Origin of the sequence: Burkholderia sp. MSMB1589WGS (genome assembly GCF_001636105.1) — a bacterium.
Classification (GTDB): domain Bacteria; phylum Pseudomonadota; class Gammaproteobacteria; order Burkholderiales; family Burkholderiaceae; genus Burkholderia; species Burkholderia humptydooensis.
In genome coordinates this window covers 79704-95253 of sequence record NZ_LNJT01000008.1, presented here as the reverse complement: position 1 = coordinate 95253, position 15550 = coordinate 79704, and the positions used below count along the sequence as shown (strand labels likewise).

Below are 15550 nucleotides of genomic sequence, written 5' to 3'. Positions count from 1 at the left end.
GAGGCGCACGCAAACGCGACGCGACGGACGGCGCGAAAAGGAGCGGGGCGGCCATCGATCCGCAGATCCGCGATCCGCAAGTCCGAAGGCCGCCCCGCCGCCCCGCCGTCAAGCCACGGCTGCTGCCGGCGAGCGGAAGCATTCTTTTCATGGCGTCACCTTCGATGAGACGAACGGCCGGCGCGCGCCGCGTGCGCCGGCCGGGATGCAAAATGGAGCGCGTCGCGTCAGAACCACCGCTTGTAGCGGCGCACGTAGAGCGTCTTCACGATCTGCGCGAGCGCGATGTAGCCCGCCATCGTCGCGACGAGCCACAGCCAGTAGCTGCCGGGCAGGCGGATGAAGCCGAGCGCTTCGGAGAACGGCGAGAACGGCAGCCAGCAGCCGATCGCGATCGCGATCGTCGTCGACAGCAGCACGGGCAGCGACGCGGTGCTCTGCAGGAACGGAATCTTCTGCGTGCGCAGCAGGTGGACGACGAGCGTCTGCGACACGAGGCTCTCGACGAACCAGCCGGAGTTCATCACGAGCTGGCCGCCCGCGCCGCCTTGCGCGTGGTAGAGCGCGCCCGCGCCGAACACGGTCCACATCAGCACGTAGGTCGTGATGTCGAACACCGACGACGTCGGCCCGACCCACAGCATGAAGCGGCCGATGTTGTTCGCCTCCCACTTGCGCGGCTTCTTCAGGAACTCGGGGTCCATCTTGTCCCACGGCAGCAGCATCTGCGACGTGTCGTAGATGAGGTTCAGCACGAGCATCTGCACGGCGAGCATCGGCTCCCACGGCAGGAACGCGCTCGCGACGAGCACCGAGAACACGTTGCCGAAGTTCGAGCTCGCGGTCATGTTCAGGTACTTGAGGATGTTGCCGAACGTCTCGCGGCCCTTGATCACGCCTTCCTCGAGCACCATCAGGCTCTTCTCGAGCAGGATGATGTCGGCGGTTTCCTTCGCGATGTCCGCGCCGCTGTCGACCGAGATGCCGACGTCGGCGTCGCGCAGCGCGGGCGCGTCGTTGATCCCGTCGCCGAGGAAGCCGACCGTGTGGCCGTTCGCCTGCAGCGCCTTGACGATCCGCGCCTTCTGCAGCGGCGTGAGCTTCGCGAACACCGTCGTGCGCTCGACCGCCTTCTCGAGCGCCGCGTCGTCGAGCGCCTCGACTTCGGCGCCGACGAGCGGCCTGCCGGGCTCGAGGCCGACTTGCCGGCACACGTTCAGCGTGACGGCCGGGTTGTCGCCCGTCAGCACCTTCACGGCGATGCCGTTCTCGCGCAGCGCGGCGAGCGCGGGCGCGGCCGATTCCTTCGGCGGATCGAGGAACGTGAGGAAGCCGCGCACGACGAGCTCGCGCTCGTCGGCCGTCCGGTACTGCGCGCGTTCGTCGCCGCGGGGGATCGTGCGCGTCGCGACGATCAGAACGCGAAAGCCGTCTTCGTTGTACGCGTTCGCCTGCGCGAGCAGCCGCTTGCGCGCGACGAAATCGAGCGGGTGAATGCCTTCGTCGTCCTGAACGTGCGTCGAGACGGCGAGCATCTCCTCGACCGCACCCTTGCAGACGAGCAGATGCGCGCCGCGCGGGTCCTCGACGACGACGGACAGGCGCCGCCGCACGAAGTCGAACGGCAGCTCGTCGATCTTGCGATAGCCCTGCGGCCTGATCCGGTCGCCGAGCTGGTTCGCGCGATCGACGATCGCGATGTCGATCAGGTTCTTCTGGCCGCTCTGATGGAAGCTGTTCAGCCAGCCGAGCCGCAGCACGTCCTCGTTGTTGCGGCCGGACGCGTCGAGATGATGCTCGAGGATGATCCTGTCCTGCGTGAGCGTGCCCGTCTTGTCGGTGCAGAGCACGTCCATCGCGCCGAGGTTCTGGACCGAGTTCAGCCGCTTGACGACGACCTTGCGCCGCGCCATCGCGACCGCGCCGCGCGCGAGGTTCGCGCTGACGATCATCGGCAGCATCTCGGGCGTGAGGCCGACCGCGACCGCGAGCGCGAACGTGAGCGCGCTCAGCCAGTCGCCTTTCGTGAGGCCGTTGATCATGAAGACGACGGGCACCATCACGAGCATGAAGCGGATCAGCAGCCAACTGACGCTCGACACGCCGCGATCGAAGTTCGTCTCGATCCGCTTGTGGCTGACCACGTTCTTCGCGAGCGCGCCGAAGTACGTGTCGCCGCCCGTCGCGACGACGACCGCGGTCGCGGTGCCGCTCACGACGTTGGTGCCCATGAAGCACACGTTCGCGAGATCGAGCAGCGAGCCGCCTTGCCCGGGGCGATCGATGCGCCCGGCATCGCCGCCGCCGTGGCGGTTCGCCTCATCGGCGGACTTTTGCGCGACGGCGCCGAGCGTGTCGTACTTCTCGACGGGCAGCGCCTCGCCCGTCAGCACCGCCTGACTGATGAAGAGATCGCGAGACGAGATGAGCCGCACGTCCGCGGGAATCATGTCGCCCGCCGAGAGATGCACGATGTCGCCGACGGCGACGTCGCGCATCGGCACGTCGTGCCTGATCGGCGCGCTCGCGCCGTCGGTGCGGCGATGCACGGTCGCGCTCGTGCGAACCATCGCCTTGAGCTTTTCGGCCGCGCGCAGCGAGCGGAATTCCTGCACGAAGCGCAGCAGCACGCTGATCGTCACCATCGAAAGCAGGATCGTGATCTTCACGTAGTCGCGATCGTCGGGGGCGGCGAAGTAGACGTCGGTCAGAAAGCTGATCGCGGCGAGCACGAGCAGCACGTAGACGAACGGATTGTTCGACGATGCGAGCAACTGCCGGCTCCAGTGCGGCGGCTTGTCGTGTGCGATTTCGTTCGGGCCGTCGCGCAGCAGGCGCTCTTTTGCGTCGGACGTCGTGAGGCCGCGCTCGCTCGTGTGGAGGTTCGCGAGCGTGTCGGCGAGCGGTTGCGCGGATTCGTACTCGATGCGCATCGGGAGGCGATCGTCGCCGTCGCCCCGCGCGCCGTAATGGAGAAATCCGCGTTGCCTGTGTTTCGAAGGAGTGCGTTGTGTCATCGGTCGCTCCGTGTGTCGCGCGCGGCGAGCGGGGAGCGCCGACGTCACCGACGGACGAGCGTCTCCCGCCGCTTCGCGTCGCGCGCGTTCGGCTGAATGAAGAGGAAATTGGATTCGCTCGCCGGCGCGGCCAGCGTGACGCGCACGCCGCATGCGCCGCGCGGCATGACGCCGGCGAGCGGTAATCGGCTACTGTCGTCTGCTTCCATCTGGACTCCTGTCGATTGTTGGCCGGACGCGAAAAGGCGTGCGGCGGGAGTGCCGCGCATCGGGCGCGCATGCGGAACCGATGCGCGTGCGAGCGTGCGTGCACGCGCATGCACGGCGCGGGCCGTACATCGCGGGAGCGAGCGCGTGCGATGCGCGCATTGCGGCGCATGCGTCGTTCGCTCGGAAAATCGTGGCGGGAAGATCGGGCCGGGATGGCCGGAAAGACGCCGCATCCTGCTGGCCGGGATGCGGCAGAAGCGTGGGGCTCTGCGCGAATGCCTCAGTCAGCAGTCAAGCCGGTGCGGGACCGACTACAACTCGCATCGGTGTTCACGGAACACTCCAAGTATCAAGACGGGGCGATGGTAAAGGGTCAGCGCGCGAAGCGTCAAGTTTTTTACGGCGGGTTTGCGCGGGCCGCGCATGCGTTCGCCCGCCGCGCGGGCCGCCGTCGCACGGCGGCGAACGCGAACGGCCCACCCGTTCGGGCGGCCGCCGCGTGAATCGCGTCGCGCGTCGCACGGCTATTTCGTTGCGGACGCAACCACCGTGCCGGCGTCGACGATGCCCGCACCCGGTGCGCGGGCGAGGCAGGACGTCGTCGACGGCGACGGCCGCGCGGTGCTCGCGAGCTTCTGCGCGATCTGCGCGGGCGTCAGGTTCGGGTTGACCGCGAGCATCAGCGAGGCGACGCCCGCCACCTGCGGCGCGGCGAGGCTCGTGCCGCTGTTCGTGCCGTACGCGTCGGCGGCCGGCACCGTCGTGCCCGCATTGGTCGTCGACAGGATGTTCGAGCCCGGCGCGCTCAATGTGATGTCCGAGCCGAAGTTGCTGTACCACGCGCGCTGGCCGGTGCTGTCGGTTGCACCGACCGCGATCACGCCCTTGCAATTCGCCGGGCGGTCCATCGTCGTCGCCTGGCCGTCGTTGCCGGCCGAGACGACGACGGTCGCGCCGCGCGCGATCACGTCGTTGATCGCCTGCTGGAACGTGTCGCCGCACGGGCCGGTGCCGCCGAGGCTCAGGTTGATCACCTTCGCTGGCGTGAGGTTCGTCGGCGCGCCGGTGACGGGGATGCCCGCCGCCCAGCGCATCGCGTCGGCGATGTCGCTCGTCGTGCCGCCGCACTTGCCGAGCACGCGCACGGGCAGGATCTTGCCGTACCAACTGACGCCCGCGATGCCGATGCCGTTGTTCGCGGCGGCGCCGATGATGCCGGCGACCTGCGTGCCGTGCCAACTGCTGTTCGACGGCGCGCTCGCGCATTGGTAGAACGGGCTCGACGGATCGGTCAGCTCCTGCTGCGTGAGCCAGTCGCCCGGGTCGGTCGCGTCCGGGCCGCGGCCGTGGCCGTTGTTGCCGGTGTTGATGTCGGAGATGAAGTCATAGCCGGGCAGCAGGTTCGCGATGATGTCCGGATGCGGGCGATAGCCGGTGTCGAGCACCGCGGTGACGACGCCCGGCAGGCCGGTCGTCACGGCCCATGCGCTCGGCAGGTCGATGCCGGCCGTCGGATCGAAGTAGTTCCACTGCTGCGCGTAGCTCGGGTCGGTTGCCGTCGTGCGGGCGAATACGCGCCGGTCGGGTTCCGCGTATGCGACGTCCGGATCGGCCGCGAACGTTTGCGCGAGAGCGCCGGCGTTATCCGCGCTCATCTTTTGTCCGAGCGCGAGCAGCGCGGCGCCGTCCGACATCGTCCGCTCGACCTGCACCGCGTTCGTCGCCGCGACGTTCTGCGCATACGAGCGAACGGCGACGCTCTTCGCGTTCCATTGCGACATCACGCGCTGAATCACCGAATCCAGTCGCGCCGCGTCGTTCGTCGCGGCCATGATGCGCGCGCCGGATGCCGTCGTCGCCGATGCGCTTTGCAGCTTGACGATCAGATGATCGACGCTCGCGTCGTGCGAAACGGCGCGGGTGACGAGCGATTCGCTTGCGGCAGTCGATGCGGCCTGCGTGACAGGGCAGGCCGTGGTCGAGGTCGATGAGGTCGTGGATTGCGACGAGCCCGAACTCGGCACGGGCGACGGAGCCGGCGCGGGCGTCGTCGGCTGGGCGGCTGCCGACGGCGTGCCGCTTCCGCCTCCGTCGCCACCGCCGCCGCAGCCGGCGAGCCCAACGAGGACGGACATGGAGAGAATGCCGGCGACGGCGCGGACCTGGCCCATCCGCATCTGTTCAGGATTGCTACGTTTCTTGTTCATGGAGCCTCTCCACTCTTCAGTTCGATACCGCATGCGCGGTCAACGCGGTCAAGACCCGTGGCGTGGAGGCTTCGCGAGCACGAACCTCATTCCTCGTCGCATCCCGATACGTCGCCAGGTCTTGTCCTGAAACCGTCGGGCTCGCGCGATGCCCGATCGGAGATACTGGTGTGGGTAACGGCTGCTTTTAACAATTCTTGATAGTCTTTCCGAAAATATAGTCGCTTGTCGTACAAAAGTACGAGCATTTTGGGTGTAGGGAACCCGCCGGTTTGAGGATAATTTTGAGATAAGCGCGGAAAACCGAGAACGGCCGTATAAAACAGACAATCGAATGCGCGGCCGGGATGGCGGCGGCATGCGCTGGTGTCGCCCGCGGGGCGACCGTCGCGCGCGAGTTCGCCGGTGCGCATCGGAAGATCGACCGGGCAGGCGTCATGGAAGCCGGCATTCGAGGAATCGTCAGCGCAACGATCGAGCGGAGGCGGGCACTGGCCGAAGCGGAAAAGCGCGGACCGCACCGCACGCTCCATGCGCGCCCGTTCGAGCAACGATCGATGCGCGGCTTCCCGATCCTTTCATGTCGCACTGCTGCGTATTGCGGACAATCCGAGCGCTGCGACGCCACATTACGAAACAATTTCTTGCAAAAACTGAAAAAGCCGCCGGAACCCGCATTGCAAGGGAGTGCAAAACGATTCGATGAACTATAAAGGGATTGTTCAAATCACGACGAACGCGTACATTGCGGGTCCGCGCCGTGGTTTGAGAAATATCAAGACTCGTTTTCCCGAACCCGGCGCCAGAGAGAAGGAACGATGAATAACGACACCAATCCCCACGCGCGTCGCTCGATCGACGCGAACGAGCCCACGGGTGGGGGGCTCACCCGACGCCAATGGCTGCAGCGCTCGCTTGCGTTGAGCGCATTGGGCCTCGCCGGCTCGCTGACGCTGCGCGCGCTCGCCGGTGCGCCGAGCGCCGCGCCGCTCGACGCGTTCATGACGCTGTCGGAGGCGCTGACCGGCAAGACCGGCCTGAACCGCGCGGTCGGCGAACGGCTGCTGCGCGCGTTGCAGAAAGGTTCGTTCGAGTTCGGCGACGGGCTGCCGAAGCTCGCCGGCGCGCTCGCCGCGAACACGCTCACGCCCGATCAGGAAGCCCTCGCGCTGCGCATTCTCGAAGCGTGGTACCTCGGCATCGTCGATAACGTCGTGGTGACGTACGAGGAAGCGCTGATGTTCGGCGTCGTGTCCGACACGCTCGTGGTCCGCTCGTACTGCCCCAACAAACCCGGCTTCTGGGCCGACAAACCGATCGAGAGGCAAGCCTGATGGCCGATACACAACAAGCCGACGTCGTCGTCGTGGGCTCGGGCGTGGCGGGCGCGATCGTTGCGCATCAGCTCGCGATGGCCGGCAAATCGGTGATCCTGCTCGAAGCCGGCCCGCGGATGCCGCGCTGGGAAATCGTCGAGCGCTTCCGCAACCAGCCGGACAAGATGGATTTCATGGCGCCGTATCCGTCGAGCGCGTGGGCGCCGCATCCGGAATACGAGCCGCCGAACGACTACCTCGTGCTCAAGGGCGAGCACAAGTTCAACTCGCAGTACATCCGCGCGGTGGGCGGCACGACGTGGCATTGGGCCGCGTCCGCGTGGCGCTTCATTCCGAACGACTTCAGGATGAAGACCGTGTACGGCGTCGGCCGCGACTGGCCGATCCAGTACGACGATCTCGAGCATGACTATCAGCGCGCCGAGGAAGAGCTGGGCGTCTGGGGGCCGGGCGCCGAAGAGGATCTGCTGTCGCCGCGCAAGGCGCCGTACCCGATGCCGCCGCTGCCGCTGTCCTACAACGAGCGGACGATCAAGACCGCGCTCAACAAACACGACCCGAAGTACCACGTCGTGACCGAGCCCGTCGCGCGCAACAGCCGTCCGTACGACGGCCGGCCGACCTGCTGCGGGAACAACAACTGCATGCCGATCTGCCCGATCGGCGCGATGTACAACGGCGTCGTCCACGTCGAGAAGGCCGAGCAGGCGGGCGCGAAGCTGATCGAGAACGCGGTCGTCCACAAGCTCGAGGTGGGCCCGAAGAAGAAGATCGTCGCCGCGCTCTACAAGGACCCGAAGGGCGTCGAGCACCGCGTCGAGGGCAAGTACTTCGTGCTCGCCGCGAACGGCATCGAGACGCCGAAGCTGATGCTGATGTCGACGAGCCGCGATTTCCCGAACGGCGTCGGCAACAGTTCCGACATGGTCGGCCGCAACCTGATGGACCACCCGGGCACGGGCGTGTCGTTCTATGCGAGCGAGAAGCTGTGGCCGGGCCGCGGCCCGCAGGAGATGACGTCGCTGATCGGCTTTCGCGACGGAGCGTTCCGCGCGACCGAGGCGGCGAAGAAGATCCATCTGTCGAACCTGTCGCGCATCGACCAGGAGACGCAGAAGATCTTCAAGGCCGGCAAGCTGCTGAAGCCCGCCGAGCTCGACGCGCAGATCCGCGACCGCGCCGCGCGCTACGTGCAGTTCGACTGCTTCCACGAGATCCTGCCGCAGCCCGAGAACCGCATCGTGCCGAGCAAGACGGCGACCGATGCACTCGGCATTCCGCGCCCGGAGATCACGTACCGGATCGACGACTACGTGAAGCGCGGCGCCGTGCACACGCGCGAAGTGTATGCGACGGCGGCGCAGGTGCTGGGCGGCACCGACGTCGTGTTCAACGACGAGTTCGCGCCGAACAACCACATCACCGGCTCGACGATCATGGGCGCGGACCCGCGCGATTCGGTCGTCGACAAGGATTGCCGCACGTTCGACCATCCGAACCTGTTCGTGTCGAGCAGCGCGACGATGCCGACGGTCGGCACGGTGAACGTGACGCTGACGATCGCGGCGCTCGCGCTGCGGATCTCGGACCAGTTGAAGAAGGAAATCTGATGCTGAAACGAACGCTTTCCTTCGTGCTGGCCGGCTGCCTCGCGTTGCCCGGCCTGTCGAGCGCGGCGGCCGCCGCGCCTTCCGCCGACGCGGCGCTCGTCGAGCGCGGCCGCTATCTGGCCGTCGCGGGCGACTGCATGGCGTGCCACACGGCGAAGGGCGGCAAGCCGTTCGCGGGCGGCTTGCCGATGCGCGCGCCCGTCCTCGGCACGATCTACACGACGAACATCACGCCCGACAAGGCAACGGGCATCGGCGACTGGACGTTCGCGGACTTCGAGCGCGCGGTGCGTCACGGCGTGGCGAAGAACGGCGACAACCTGTATCCGGCGATGCCGTACGTGTCGTATGCGAAGATCACCGACGACGACGTGAAGGCGCTCTACGCGTACTTCATGCATGGCGTCGAGCCGGTCAGGCAGCCGCCGCGCAAGAACGACATCCCGTGGTATCTGAGCATGCGCTGGCCGCTCAAGATCTGGAACCTGCTGTTCCTGAAGGAAGGCGCGTACCAGCCGAAGCCGGGGCGCAGCGTCGAATGGAACCGCGGCGCGTATCTCGTGCAGGGCCTCGCGCACTGCGGCACGTGCCACACGCCGCGCGCCGTCACGCTGCAGGAGAAGTCGCTCGACGAAACGGGCGGCAGCTTCCTCGCGGGCTCGGTGCTGTCCGGCTGGGACGGCTACAACATCACGTCGGACCCGAACGCGGGGATCGGCGGCTGGTCGCAGCAGCAGCTCGTCCAGTATCTGCGCACGGGCAGCGTGCCGGGTCTCGCGCAGGCGGGAGGGCCGATGGCCGAGGCGGTCGAGCACAGCTTCTCGCAGATGACCGATGCGGATATCGGCGCGATCGCGACGTACATCCGCACGGTACCCGCCGTCGCCGACGGCACCGCGAAGGCGCGCTCCGCATGGGGCAAGCCGGCCGAGGACGGAATCCGGCTGCGCGGCGTCGCGCTCGCCGCGACGGGCATCGATCCCGCGCGCCTCTATCTCGGCAACTGCGCGAGTTGCCACCAGATGCAGGGCAAGGGCACGCCGGACGGCTACTATCCGTCGCTCCTGCACAATTCGACGGTCGGCGCGCCGAATCCGACGAATCTCGTGCAGGTGATCCTGAACGGCGTCGCGCGCAAGGCGGGCAACGAGGACGTCGGGATGCCGGCGTTCCGGCACGAGCTGTCGGACGCGCAGATCGCCGCGCTCGCGAACTACCTGACCGCGCAATTCGGCAATCCGGCGACGAAGGTGAGCGAGCAGGACGTTGCGAAGCTGCGCGCCGCGCAGTAACGTACGACTCGGTTATCCGGCGATCGGGGAGGACGGCATCGCACCGGGCGGCCGTCCGGTGGCAGGTCGCAGTCGACAGGGAGGCGGCGCATCGCGCGCCGCCTCGGTTCGCAACCGGCACGTGCGCGACGCGTCGTCGCACCGCGCACGGCGCCCGCTTCCGGCTCCAAACGACAATGAGACAAACTTTCCTTGCGCCTCAAAAAGACCTTCTGCTGCTGCTGTCCCGCATCCTGCTCGTCATCCTGTTCGTGATCTTCGGCTGGGAGAAGCTGCTGAATTTCTCGGGCACGGTCCAGTTCATGACCGCGGAAGGCACGCCGCTGCCGTCGATCGCGGCCGTCGTCGCCATCGCGATGGAGTTCTTCGTCGGCATCGCGATCCTGATCGGCTTCTGCACGCGGCCGCTCGCGCTGCTGCTCGGCCTCTATACGATCGGCACCGCGTTCATCGGCCATCACTACTGGTCGATGCCTGCTGCCGAGCAGATGAACATGATGATCCACTTCTACAAGAACATCGCGATCACGGGCGGCTTGTTCGCCCTGTGCGCGGCTGGCCCCGGACGCTATTCGCTCGATCGCGGCTGAGCGGCGTGCCGGACGTGTTGTGAACCTGAGAGAAGACAACAGGCGGAGAACAATGGGTTTTCATTCGAGGAAGATGATGGCCGCGCTCGTCGCGGCCGGGCCGGCGCTCGCTTGCGCGCAGACGAGCGTCACGCTTTATGGCCGCGTCGACGGCGGCGTCGAATATCTGAATCACATCGCGAATCCTTCGGGCGGAAGCTCGTCGCGCTGGAGCGCCGAGAGCGGCGACTGGGGCACGAGCATGTTCGGCCTGAAGGGCGCCGAGGATCTGGGCGGCCGCACGTCGGCGATCTTCAACCTGGAGACTGCGTTCCAGGTGATGAACGGCACGACGGGCGGCGGCCGGATGTGGTCGCGGCGCGCGTACGTCGGCTTGAGGAGCGACACGTGGGGCACGCTGCAGGCGGGCCGCAACCTCTTCATCGACAGCGACGGCGTGTGGGAATTCGATCCGTTCGTCCAGCAGGCGTTTTCGTCGGCGTCGCTCGTGCGCGGGCGCAACTGGCAGCAGACGAGCAACAACGTCGAGTATCACAGCCCGGTGTTCGGCGGCTTCGACGTGCAGGCGCAGTATGCGTTCGGCAATCAGTCGCGCGGCTTCAACTACGGCGCGCAGGGCGACTTCGGCCGCTCGGACGGCGTGATGATCTCGTATCACTCGCCGATGCTCGACGTGCGCGGGATCTATGACGAACTGCGCGACAGCAACGGCCGGATGAGCAACATCTTCTCGAGCTCGCGCGAATATTTCATCGGCGCGAACGTGAAGGTGCAGAAGTTCAAGATCCAGGGCGCGTACACACATTACTCCGCGCCCGATACGCCGGCGGGCCTCGCGGATCGCGCCGATCACTTCTGGCTCGGCGCGACGTATCAGGCGAATCCGCAATGGGCGGTGACGGGCGGCGGCTACTACGTGCGCGTGCGCGGCGGCGACGGCGGCGACGCGTCGCACGATCCGTCCGGCCACGCGATCATGTATGCGCTCGGGACGACTTACAACCTGTCGAAGCGCACGTTCCTGTACGGCACGCTCGCCTATGTGCGCAACGGCGGGAATTCGAACTTCTCGCTGCTCGCGACGCCGCGCGACGCGACGCCGAACACGAGCCCGCTCGCGGGAGAATCGCAGACGGGCGCGTATGTCGGGATGATGCATACCTTCTGACGCGTGCGTCGCGCGGTGCGGAAAGAGAGGATGTCCGCCGATCGCCCGGAGGTCTTTTTTTCGCAGGCAACCGTGCGCGCGAACGTACCGGATCGCTCATCGCGTCACAGAATTGCTTCGCGCTCCCGAAGAACGCCTGCCGCCGCCCGCGCGTCGCGCTTGAGCATGATGCGGCCGTTCGGGCATTAGAGAAAAACACGGATTGCCGGGCAAAATCGGCCGACGCAAAGTTGTACATACAACTTCGGCGCGGCCGGAATCGCCGCATCGAAACGGTTCGTCAACTCCCGGAAACCCGACGGACAGGTTGCGCGCCCGCTTCGCGGCGGCAGCGCGCCGCGCCCGCGCACATCGAGGAAATCGCAGATGCTCTTTCAAGGCTTCGGCCCGCTGCTGTGGGCCGGTACGGTCGAGACGGTCAAGCTCGCCGTGCTGTCGCTCGCCGCGTCGCTCGCGCTCGGGCTCGCCGGTGCGGCCGCCAAGCTGTCGTCCAATCGCGCGTTGGCGAGCGTCGGCACGTTCTACACGACGCTGATTCGCGCGGTGCCGGATCTCGTGCTGATGCTGCTGCTGTTCTACGGCATCCAGATCCTGCTGAACGATGCGACCGACATGCTCGGCGTCGATCAGATCGACATCGACCCATTCGTCGCCGGCATCGTCACGCTGGGCTTCATCTACGGCGCTTACTTCACCGAGACGTTTCGCGGCGCGTTCCTCGCGGTGCCGCGCGGCCAGCTCGAAGCGGGCTTCGCGTACGGGATGGGCTCGTGGCGCGTGTTCGCGCGGATCATGTTCCCACAGATGATGCGCTTCGCGCTGCCCGGCATCGGCAACAACTGGCAGGTGCTCGTGAAGGCGACCGCGCTCGTGTCGATCATCGGCTTGGCCGATGTCGTGAAGGCGTCGCAGGACGCCGGCAAGAGCACGCTGAACTTCTTTTTCTTCACGCTCGCGGCCGGCGCGATCTATCTGGCGATCACTACGCTGTCGAACCTCGTGCTGATGTACCTCGAAAAACGCTATTCGGCGGGCGTGCGGAGGCTGGCGCTGTGATTCAGATCATCGGTCAATATTGGCAGAACTACCTGTTCAGCGACGGCTATCGGTTGAGCGGCCTCGCGATCACGCTATGGCTGCTCGTCGTGTCGATCGGGCTCGGCTTCGGCCTCGCGGTGCCGCTCGCGATCGCGCGCGCGTCGCGCAGCCGCGCGGTGTCGGGCCCGGTCTGGCTCTATACGTATGTGTTCCGCGGCACGCCGCTCTACGTGCAACTGCTGCTCTGCTACACGGGCATCTACAGCCTGAGCGTCGTGCACGACCACGCATGGCTCGACGGCTTCTTCCGCAGCGCGATGAACTGCACGCTGCTCGCGTTCACGCTGAACGAATGCGCATACGCGACCGAGATCTTCGCGGGCGCGATCAAATCGACGTCGCCGGGCGAGATCGAGGCGGGGCTCGCATACGGGATGCCGCGGTTCAAGCTGTACACGCGGGTGATCCTGCCGTCGGCGCTGCGCCGCGCGCTGCCGAGCTACAGCAACGAAGTGATCCTGATGCTGCATGCGACGACGCTCGCGTTCACGGCGACGGTGCCCGACATCCTGAAGGTCACGCGCGACGTCAATTCGACCACCTACGCATCGTTTCAGGCGTACGGGATCGCGGCCGCGCTGTATGCCGTCGTCGTGTTCGCGCTGATCTGGATGTTCCGCCGGATGGAAGCGCGCTGGCTCGCGTACCTGAGGCCGCAGGGGCATTGATGCGCGCGTCGCGCGCGGGCGGTATCGATCAACGAAGCACAACGACGATCAAATACGATCAGGGACGACGGCGAATGTACAAGCTGACGGTGGATGACCTGCACAAGAAGTTCGGCGACAACGAAGTGCTCAAGGGCATCTCGCTGCAGGCGAAGGCGGGGGACGTGATCAGCATCATCGGCTCGAGCGGCTCGGGAAAGAGCACGTTCCTGCGCTGCATCAATTTTCTCGAGCAGCCGTGCTCGGGGACGATCACGCTCGGCGACGAGTCGATCCGCGTGACGCGCGACCGGCGCGGCGCGCCGAAAATCGGCGATCCGAAGCAATTGCAGCGGATGCGCGTGAAGCTCGCGATGGTGTTCCAGCACTTCAACCTGTGGGCGCACATGACGGTGCTAGAGAACGTGACCGAGGCGCCCGTCAGCGTGCTCGGCCTGTCGCGCGCCCAGGCCGAGGCGCGGGCGCGCGAGTATCTGCGGAAGGTGGGGCTCGCGCCGAGCGTCGAGGCGAAGTATCCGTCGCACCTGTCGGGCGGCCAGCAGCAGCGCGTCGCCATCGCGCGGGCGCTCGCGATGGAGCCCGAAGTCATGCTGTTCGACGAGCCGACGTCGGCGCTCGACCCGGAGCTCGTCGGCGAAGTGCTGAAAGTGATGCAGGCGCTTGCGGAAGAGGGGCGAACGATGATCGTCGTCACGCACGAGATGGGCTTCGCGCGCAACGTGTCGAATCACGTGATCTTCCTGCATCAGGGGCGGATCGAAGAGGAGGGACATCCGCGGGACGTGCTCGTCAATCCGAAGAGCGAGCGGCTGTCGCAGTTCCTGTCGGGCAGGCTCAAGTAGGCGGCCGGCCGGCGGCGGCGCGCGCACGCCGGCTCATTCGCCGCTCGTCCACTCGACGTTCGCGCCGACCGAGCGCAGATTCTCGACGAAGTGCGGATGCGCGCGCCGGATCGGCTGCGCGTTCAGGATCTCAGAGCGTCCGTCGATGCTCGCCGCGACCATCAAGAGCGCGATCGCGACGCGAATGATGTACGGGCTCTCGACACGCGCCGGGCTGAGCGGCAGCCCGCCGAACGTGATCAGCCGATGCGGGTCGGAGAGGAACACGTGCGCGCCGAACTTCGACAACTCGCCCGTCCAGCCCATCGCGCCGTCGTAGACCTTGTTCCAGAACATCACGCTGCCTTGCGCCTGCACGCCGAGCGCGATGAAGATCGGCAGCAGATCGACGGGCAGGTAAGGCCACGGCGCGGCCTCGACCTTCGTCAGGATGTTGCGCGTAAACGGCTGCTTGACCTTCAGCGGACCGTCGCGCAGCGCGTGCGACCAGCCGTTCTCGTGCTTGACCTGCACGCCGAACTTCGCGAAGGTCCGGTCGATCAGCGGGAACTGCTCGGGCGAGCCGTTGCGCACCGCGATGTCGCCGCCCGTGATCGCGCCGAGCGCGAGGAACGTCGCGATTTCGTGGAAGTCCTCGTTGAAGCGGTATTCGCCGCCCGCGAGCGCGCGGCCGCCCTGGACGCTCAGATGCGACGTGCCGATGCCCTCGATCGGCACGCCGAGCATCGCGAGGAACCGGCAGAACTCCTGCACGTGCGGCTCCGACGCGGCGTTGACGAGCGTCGACGTGCCGTTCGCCGACGCCGCGCACAGCACGAAGTTCTCGGTCGTCGTGACGGATGCGTAGTCGAGCCAGTGGTGATTCGGCGTGAGCGGGCCGTCGGCGCGCACGATCAGCGAATCGGACGTGCGCTCGATCCGCGCGCCGAAGCGCTCGAACACTTCCACGTGCGGATCGATCTCGCGCACGCCGAGCGTGCAGCCCTTCACGTCGTTCTCGAGCCGTGCGACGCCGAAGCGCGCGAGGAGCGGCGGCACCAGCATGATCGACGAGCGCATCTCCTCCGGCAGCCGGTGCACGGCCGGATCGAACGCGGTCGCGCGATGGTGCAGGTCGAGCACGCCGGTGGCGTAGTCGATCGCGACATCGCTGCCGAGCGTGCGGAAGATGTCGAGAATCTTGCGGACGTCGGTGATGTCAGGCACGCCGACGAGCCGCAGCGGCCGGTCGGTGAGGAGCGTCGCGCACAGGATGGGGAGGACGGCGTTCTTGTTGGCGGACGGCGTGATTTCTCCGCGAAGCGGGGCGCCGCCGTGGACGATCAGGTTCGACATGTTCGGATGCAGGTGGATGTAATGACGCGCAAGGTCGATATCATGCCACCGATCGCGAGGATTTCGCAGATTCGTCGCGCGGCTCGGCGCGTCCGGCGTGCCGCGGAAAACGGCCGGGCACTTGAGGCGGGCACTTCACAGGCATCGCGCGAAGGGGGATCATCGCATTGCGCGAA

Annotated in this window: 14 protein-coding genes; 9 read left to right on the top strand and 5 right to left on the bottom strand. The window is 66.7% G+C overall.

Translation table 11 applies throughout. The features are described 5' to 3' along the window. Nucleotides 1-227 precede the first annotated feature (227 nt). From mgtA to WT16_RS31820, 4 genes are all read right to left on the bottom strand, one after another. Nucleotides 228-3017 (bottom strand): magnesium-translocating P-type ATPase, encoded by a 2790-nt coding sequence (gene mgtA / locus WT16_RS18470; RefSeq protein WP_063533922.1) that lies wholly within the window; start codon nt 3015-3017, stop codon nt 228-230. A 44-nt stretch (nt 3018-3061) separates the two neighbouring features. Beyond that, nucleotides 3062-3226 (bottom strand): hypothetical protein, encoded by a 165-nt coding sequence (locus WT16_RS34470; protein WP_197486489.1) that lies wholly within the window; start codon nt 3224-3226, stop codon nt 3062-3064. 525 nt (nt 3227-3751) lie between these two features. Continuing rightward, nucleotides 3752-5362, bottom strand: a complete 1611-nt coding sequence (locus WT16_RS18465) for a S8 family peptidase (RefSeq protein WP_082875054.1) — start codon at nt 5360-5362, stop codon at nt 3752-3754. A gap of 158 nt (nt 5363-5520) precedes the next feature. Further along, nucleotides 5521-5967 carry a hypothetical protein gene (locus WT16_RS31820; RefSeq protein WP_348982104.1) on the bottom strand — a complete coding sequence of 149 codons (447 nt, stop codon included), beginning with the start codon at nt 5965-5967 and terminating at the stop codon, nt 5521-5523. On the opposite strand from WT16_RS31820, the gene WT16_RS31815 reads away from it, so the two are divergent. The 9 genes from WT16_RS31815 to WT16_RS18425 all read left to right on the top strand — a co-directional run bounded on the left by WT16_RS31815 (nt 5872) and on the right by WT16_RS18425 (nt 14039). Continuing rightward, complete coding sequence (locus tag WT16_RS31815) at nt 5872-6147, top strand: hypothetical protein (RefSeq protein ID WP_156521466.1); 276 nt, start codon at nt 5872-5874, stop codon at nt 6145-6147. The genes WT16_RS31820 and WT16_RS31815 overlap by 96 nt on opposite strands. Nucleotides 6148-6252: 105 nt before the next feature. Continuing rightward, nucleotides 6253-6768 (top strand): sugar dehydrogenase complex small subunit, encoded by a 516-nt coding sequence (locus WT16_RS18460; RefSeq protein WP_063533920.1) that lies wholly within the window; start codon nt 6253-6255, stop codon nt 6766-6768. Beyond that, nucleotides 6768-8381: a GMC family oxidoreductase gene (locus WT16_RS18455; protein ID WP_015602981.1), complete on the top strand. Its 1614-nt coding sequence runs from the start codon at nt 6768-6770 to the stop codon at nt 8379-8381. Before WT16_RS18460 ends, WT16_RS18455 begins: the two co-directional genes overlap by 1 nt. Next, entirely contained in the window at nt 8381-9673 is a 1293-nt protein-coding gene (locus WT16_RS18450) for a cytochrome c (RefSeq protein ID WP_063533919.1), read from the top strand. Before WT16_RS18455 ends, WT16_RS18450 begins: the two co-directional genes overlap by 1 nt. A 176-nt stretch (nt 9674-9849) precedes the next feature. Then, complete coding sequence (locus WT16_RS18445) at nt 9850-10263, top strand: DoxX family protein (protein WP_015602862.1); 414 nt, start codon at nt 9850-9852, stop codon at nt 10261-10263. A 52-nt stretch (nt 10264-10315) separates the two neighbouring features. Next, nucleotides 10316-11431 carry a porin gene (locus WT16_RS18440; RefSeq protein ID WP_063533918.1) on the top strand — a complete coding sequence of 372 codons (1116 nt, stop codon included), beginning with the start codon at nt 10316-10318 and terminating at the stop codon, nt 11429-11431. Nucleotides 11432-11797: 366 nt separating this feature from the next. Further along, nucleotides 11798-12487 (top strand): histidine ABC transporter permease HisQ, encoded by a 690-nt coding sequence (gene hisQ, locus WT16_RS18435; RefSeq protein ID WP_006027345.1) that lies wholly within the window; start codon nt 11798-11800, stop codon nt 12485-12487. Continuing rightward, complete coding sequence (locus tag WT16_RS18430) at nt 12484-13197, top strand: ABC transporter permease (RefSeq protein ID WP_063533917.1); 714 nt, start codon at nt 12484-12486, stop codon at nt 13195-13197. The genes hisQ and WT16_RS18430 overlap by 4 nt, the downstream gene beginning before the upstream one ends. Nucleotides 13198-13271: 74 nt before the next feature. Then, on the top strand, nt 13272-14039 hold the full coding sequence (locus WT16_RS18425) for an ATP-binding cassette domain-containing protein (protein ID WP_009914904.1): 768 nt from the start codon (nt 13272-13274) through the stop codon (nt 14037-14039). A 33-nt stretch (nt 14040-14072) separates the two neighbouring features. On the opposite strand, the gene WT16_RS18420 is transcribed toward WT16_RS18425, so the two are convergent. After that, nucleotides 14073-15374, bottom strand: coding sequence for a UDP-N-acetylglucosamine 1-carboxyvinyltransferase (locus WT16_RS18420; RefSeq protein WP_006027342.1), 1302 nt, complete (start codon nt 15372-15374; stop codon nt 14073-14075). Between the last annotated feature and the right edge of the window lie 176 nt (nt 15375-15550).

Bases quoted from the DNA above. Each gene is read 5' to 3' on its own strand.
- WT16_RS18450 (WP_063533919.1), top strand. From the start codon at position 8,381: ATGCTGAAACGAACGCTTTCCTTCGTGCTGGCCGGCTGCCTCGCGTTG.
- WT16_RS18465 (WP_082875054.1), bottom strand. From the start codon at position 5,362: ATGTCCGTCCTCGTTGGGCTCGCCGGCTGCGGCGGCGGTGGCGACGGA.
- WT16_RS34470 (WP_197486489.1), bottom strand. From the start codon at position 3,226: ATGGAAGCAGACGACAGTAGCCGATTACCGCTCGCCGGCGTCATGCCG.
- WT16_RS18445 (WP_015602862.1), top strand. From the start codon at position 9,850: ATGAGACAAACTTTCCTTGCGCCTCAAAAAGACCTTCTGCTGCTGCTG.
- WT16_RS18460 (WP_063533920.1), top strand. From the start codon at position 6,253: ATGAATAACGACACCAATCCCCACGCGCGTCGCTCGATCGACGCGAAC.
- WT16_RS18440 (WP_063533918.1), top strand. From the start codon at position 10,316: ATGGGTTTTCATTCGAGGAAGATGATGGCCGCGCTCGTCGCGGCCGGG.
- WT16_RS18420 (WP_006027342.1), bottom strand. From the start codon at position 15,374: ATGTCGAACCTGATCGTCCACGGCGGCGCCCCGCTTCGCGGAGAAATC.
- WT16_RS31815 (WP_156521466.1), top strand. From the start codon at position 5,872: ATGGAAGCCGGCATTCGAGGAATCGTCAGCGCAACGATCGAGCGGAGG.
- WT16_RS18455 (WP_015602981.1), top strand. From the start codon at position 6,768: ATGGCCGATACACAACAAGCCGACGTCGTCGTCGTGGGCTCGGGCGTG.
- mgtA (WP_063533922.1), bottom strand. From the start codon at position 3,017: ATGACACAACGCACTCCTTCGAAACACAGGCAACGCGGATTTCTCCAT.
- WT16_RS18425 (WP_009914904.1), top strand. From the start codon at position 13,272: ATGTACAAGCTGACGGTGGATGACCTGCACAAGAAGTTCGGCGACAAC.
- hisQ (WP_006027345.1), top strand. From the start codon at position 11,798: ATGCTCTTTCAAGGCTTCGGCCCGCTGCTGTGGGCCGGTACGGTCGAG.
- WT16_RS31820 (WP_348982104.1), bottom strand. From the start codon at position 5,967: ATGGAGCGTGCGGTGCGGTCCGCGCTTTTCCGCTTCGGCCAGTGCCCG.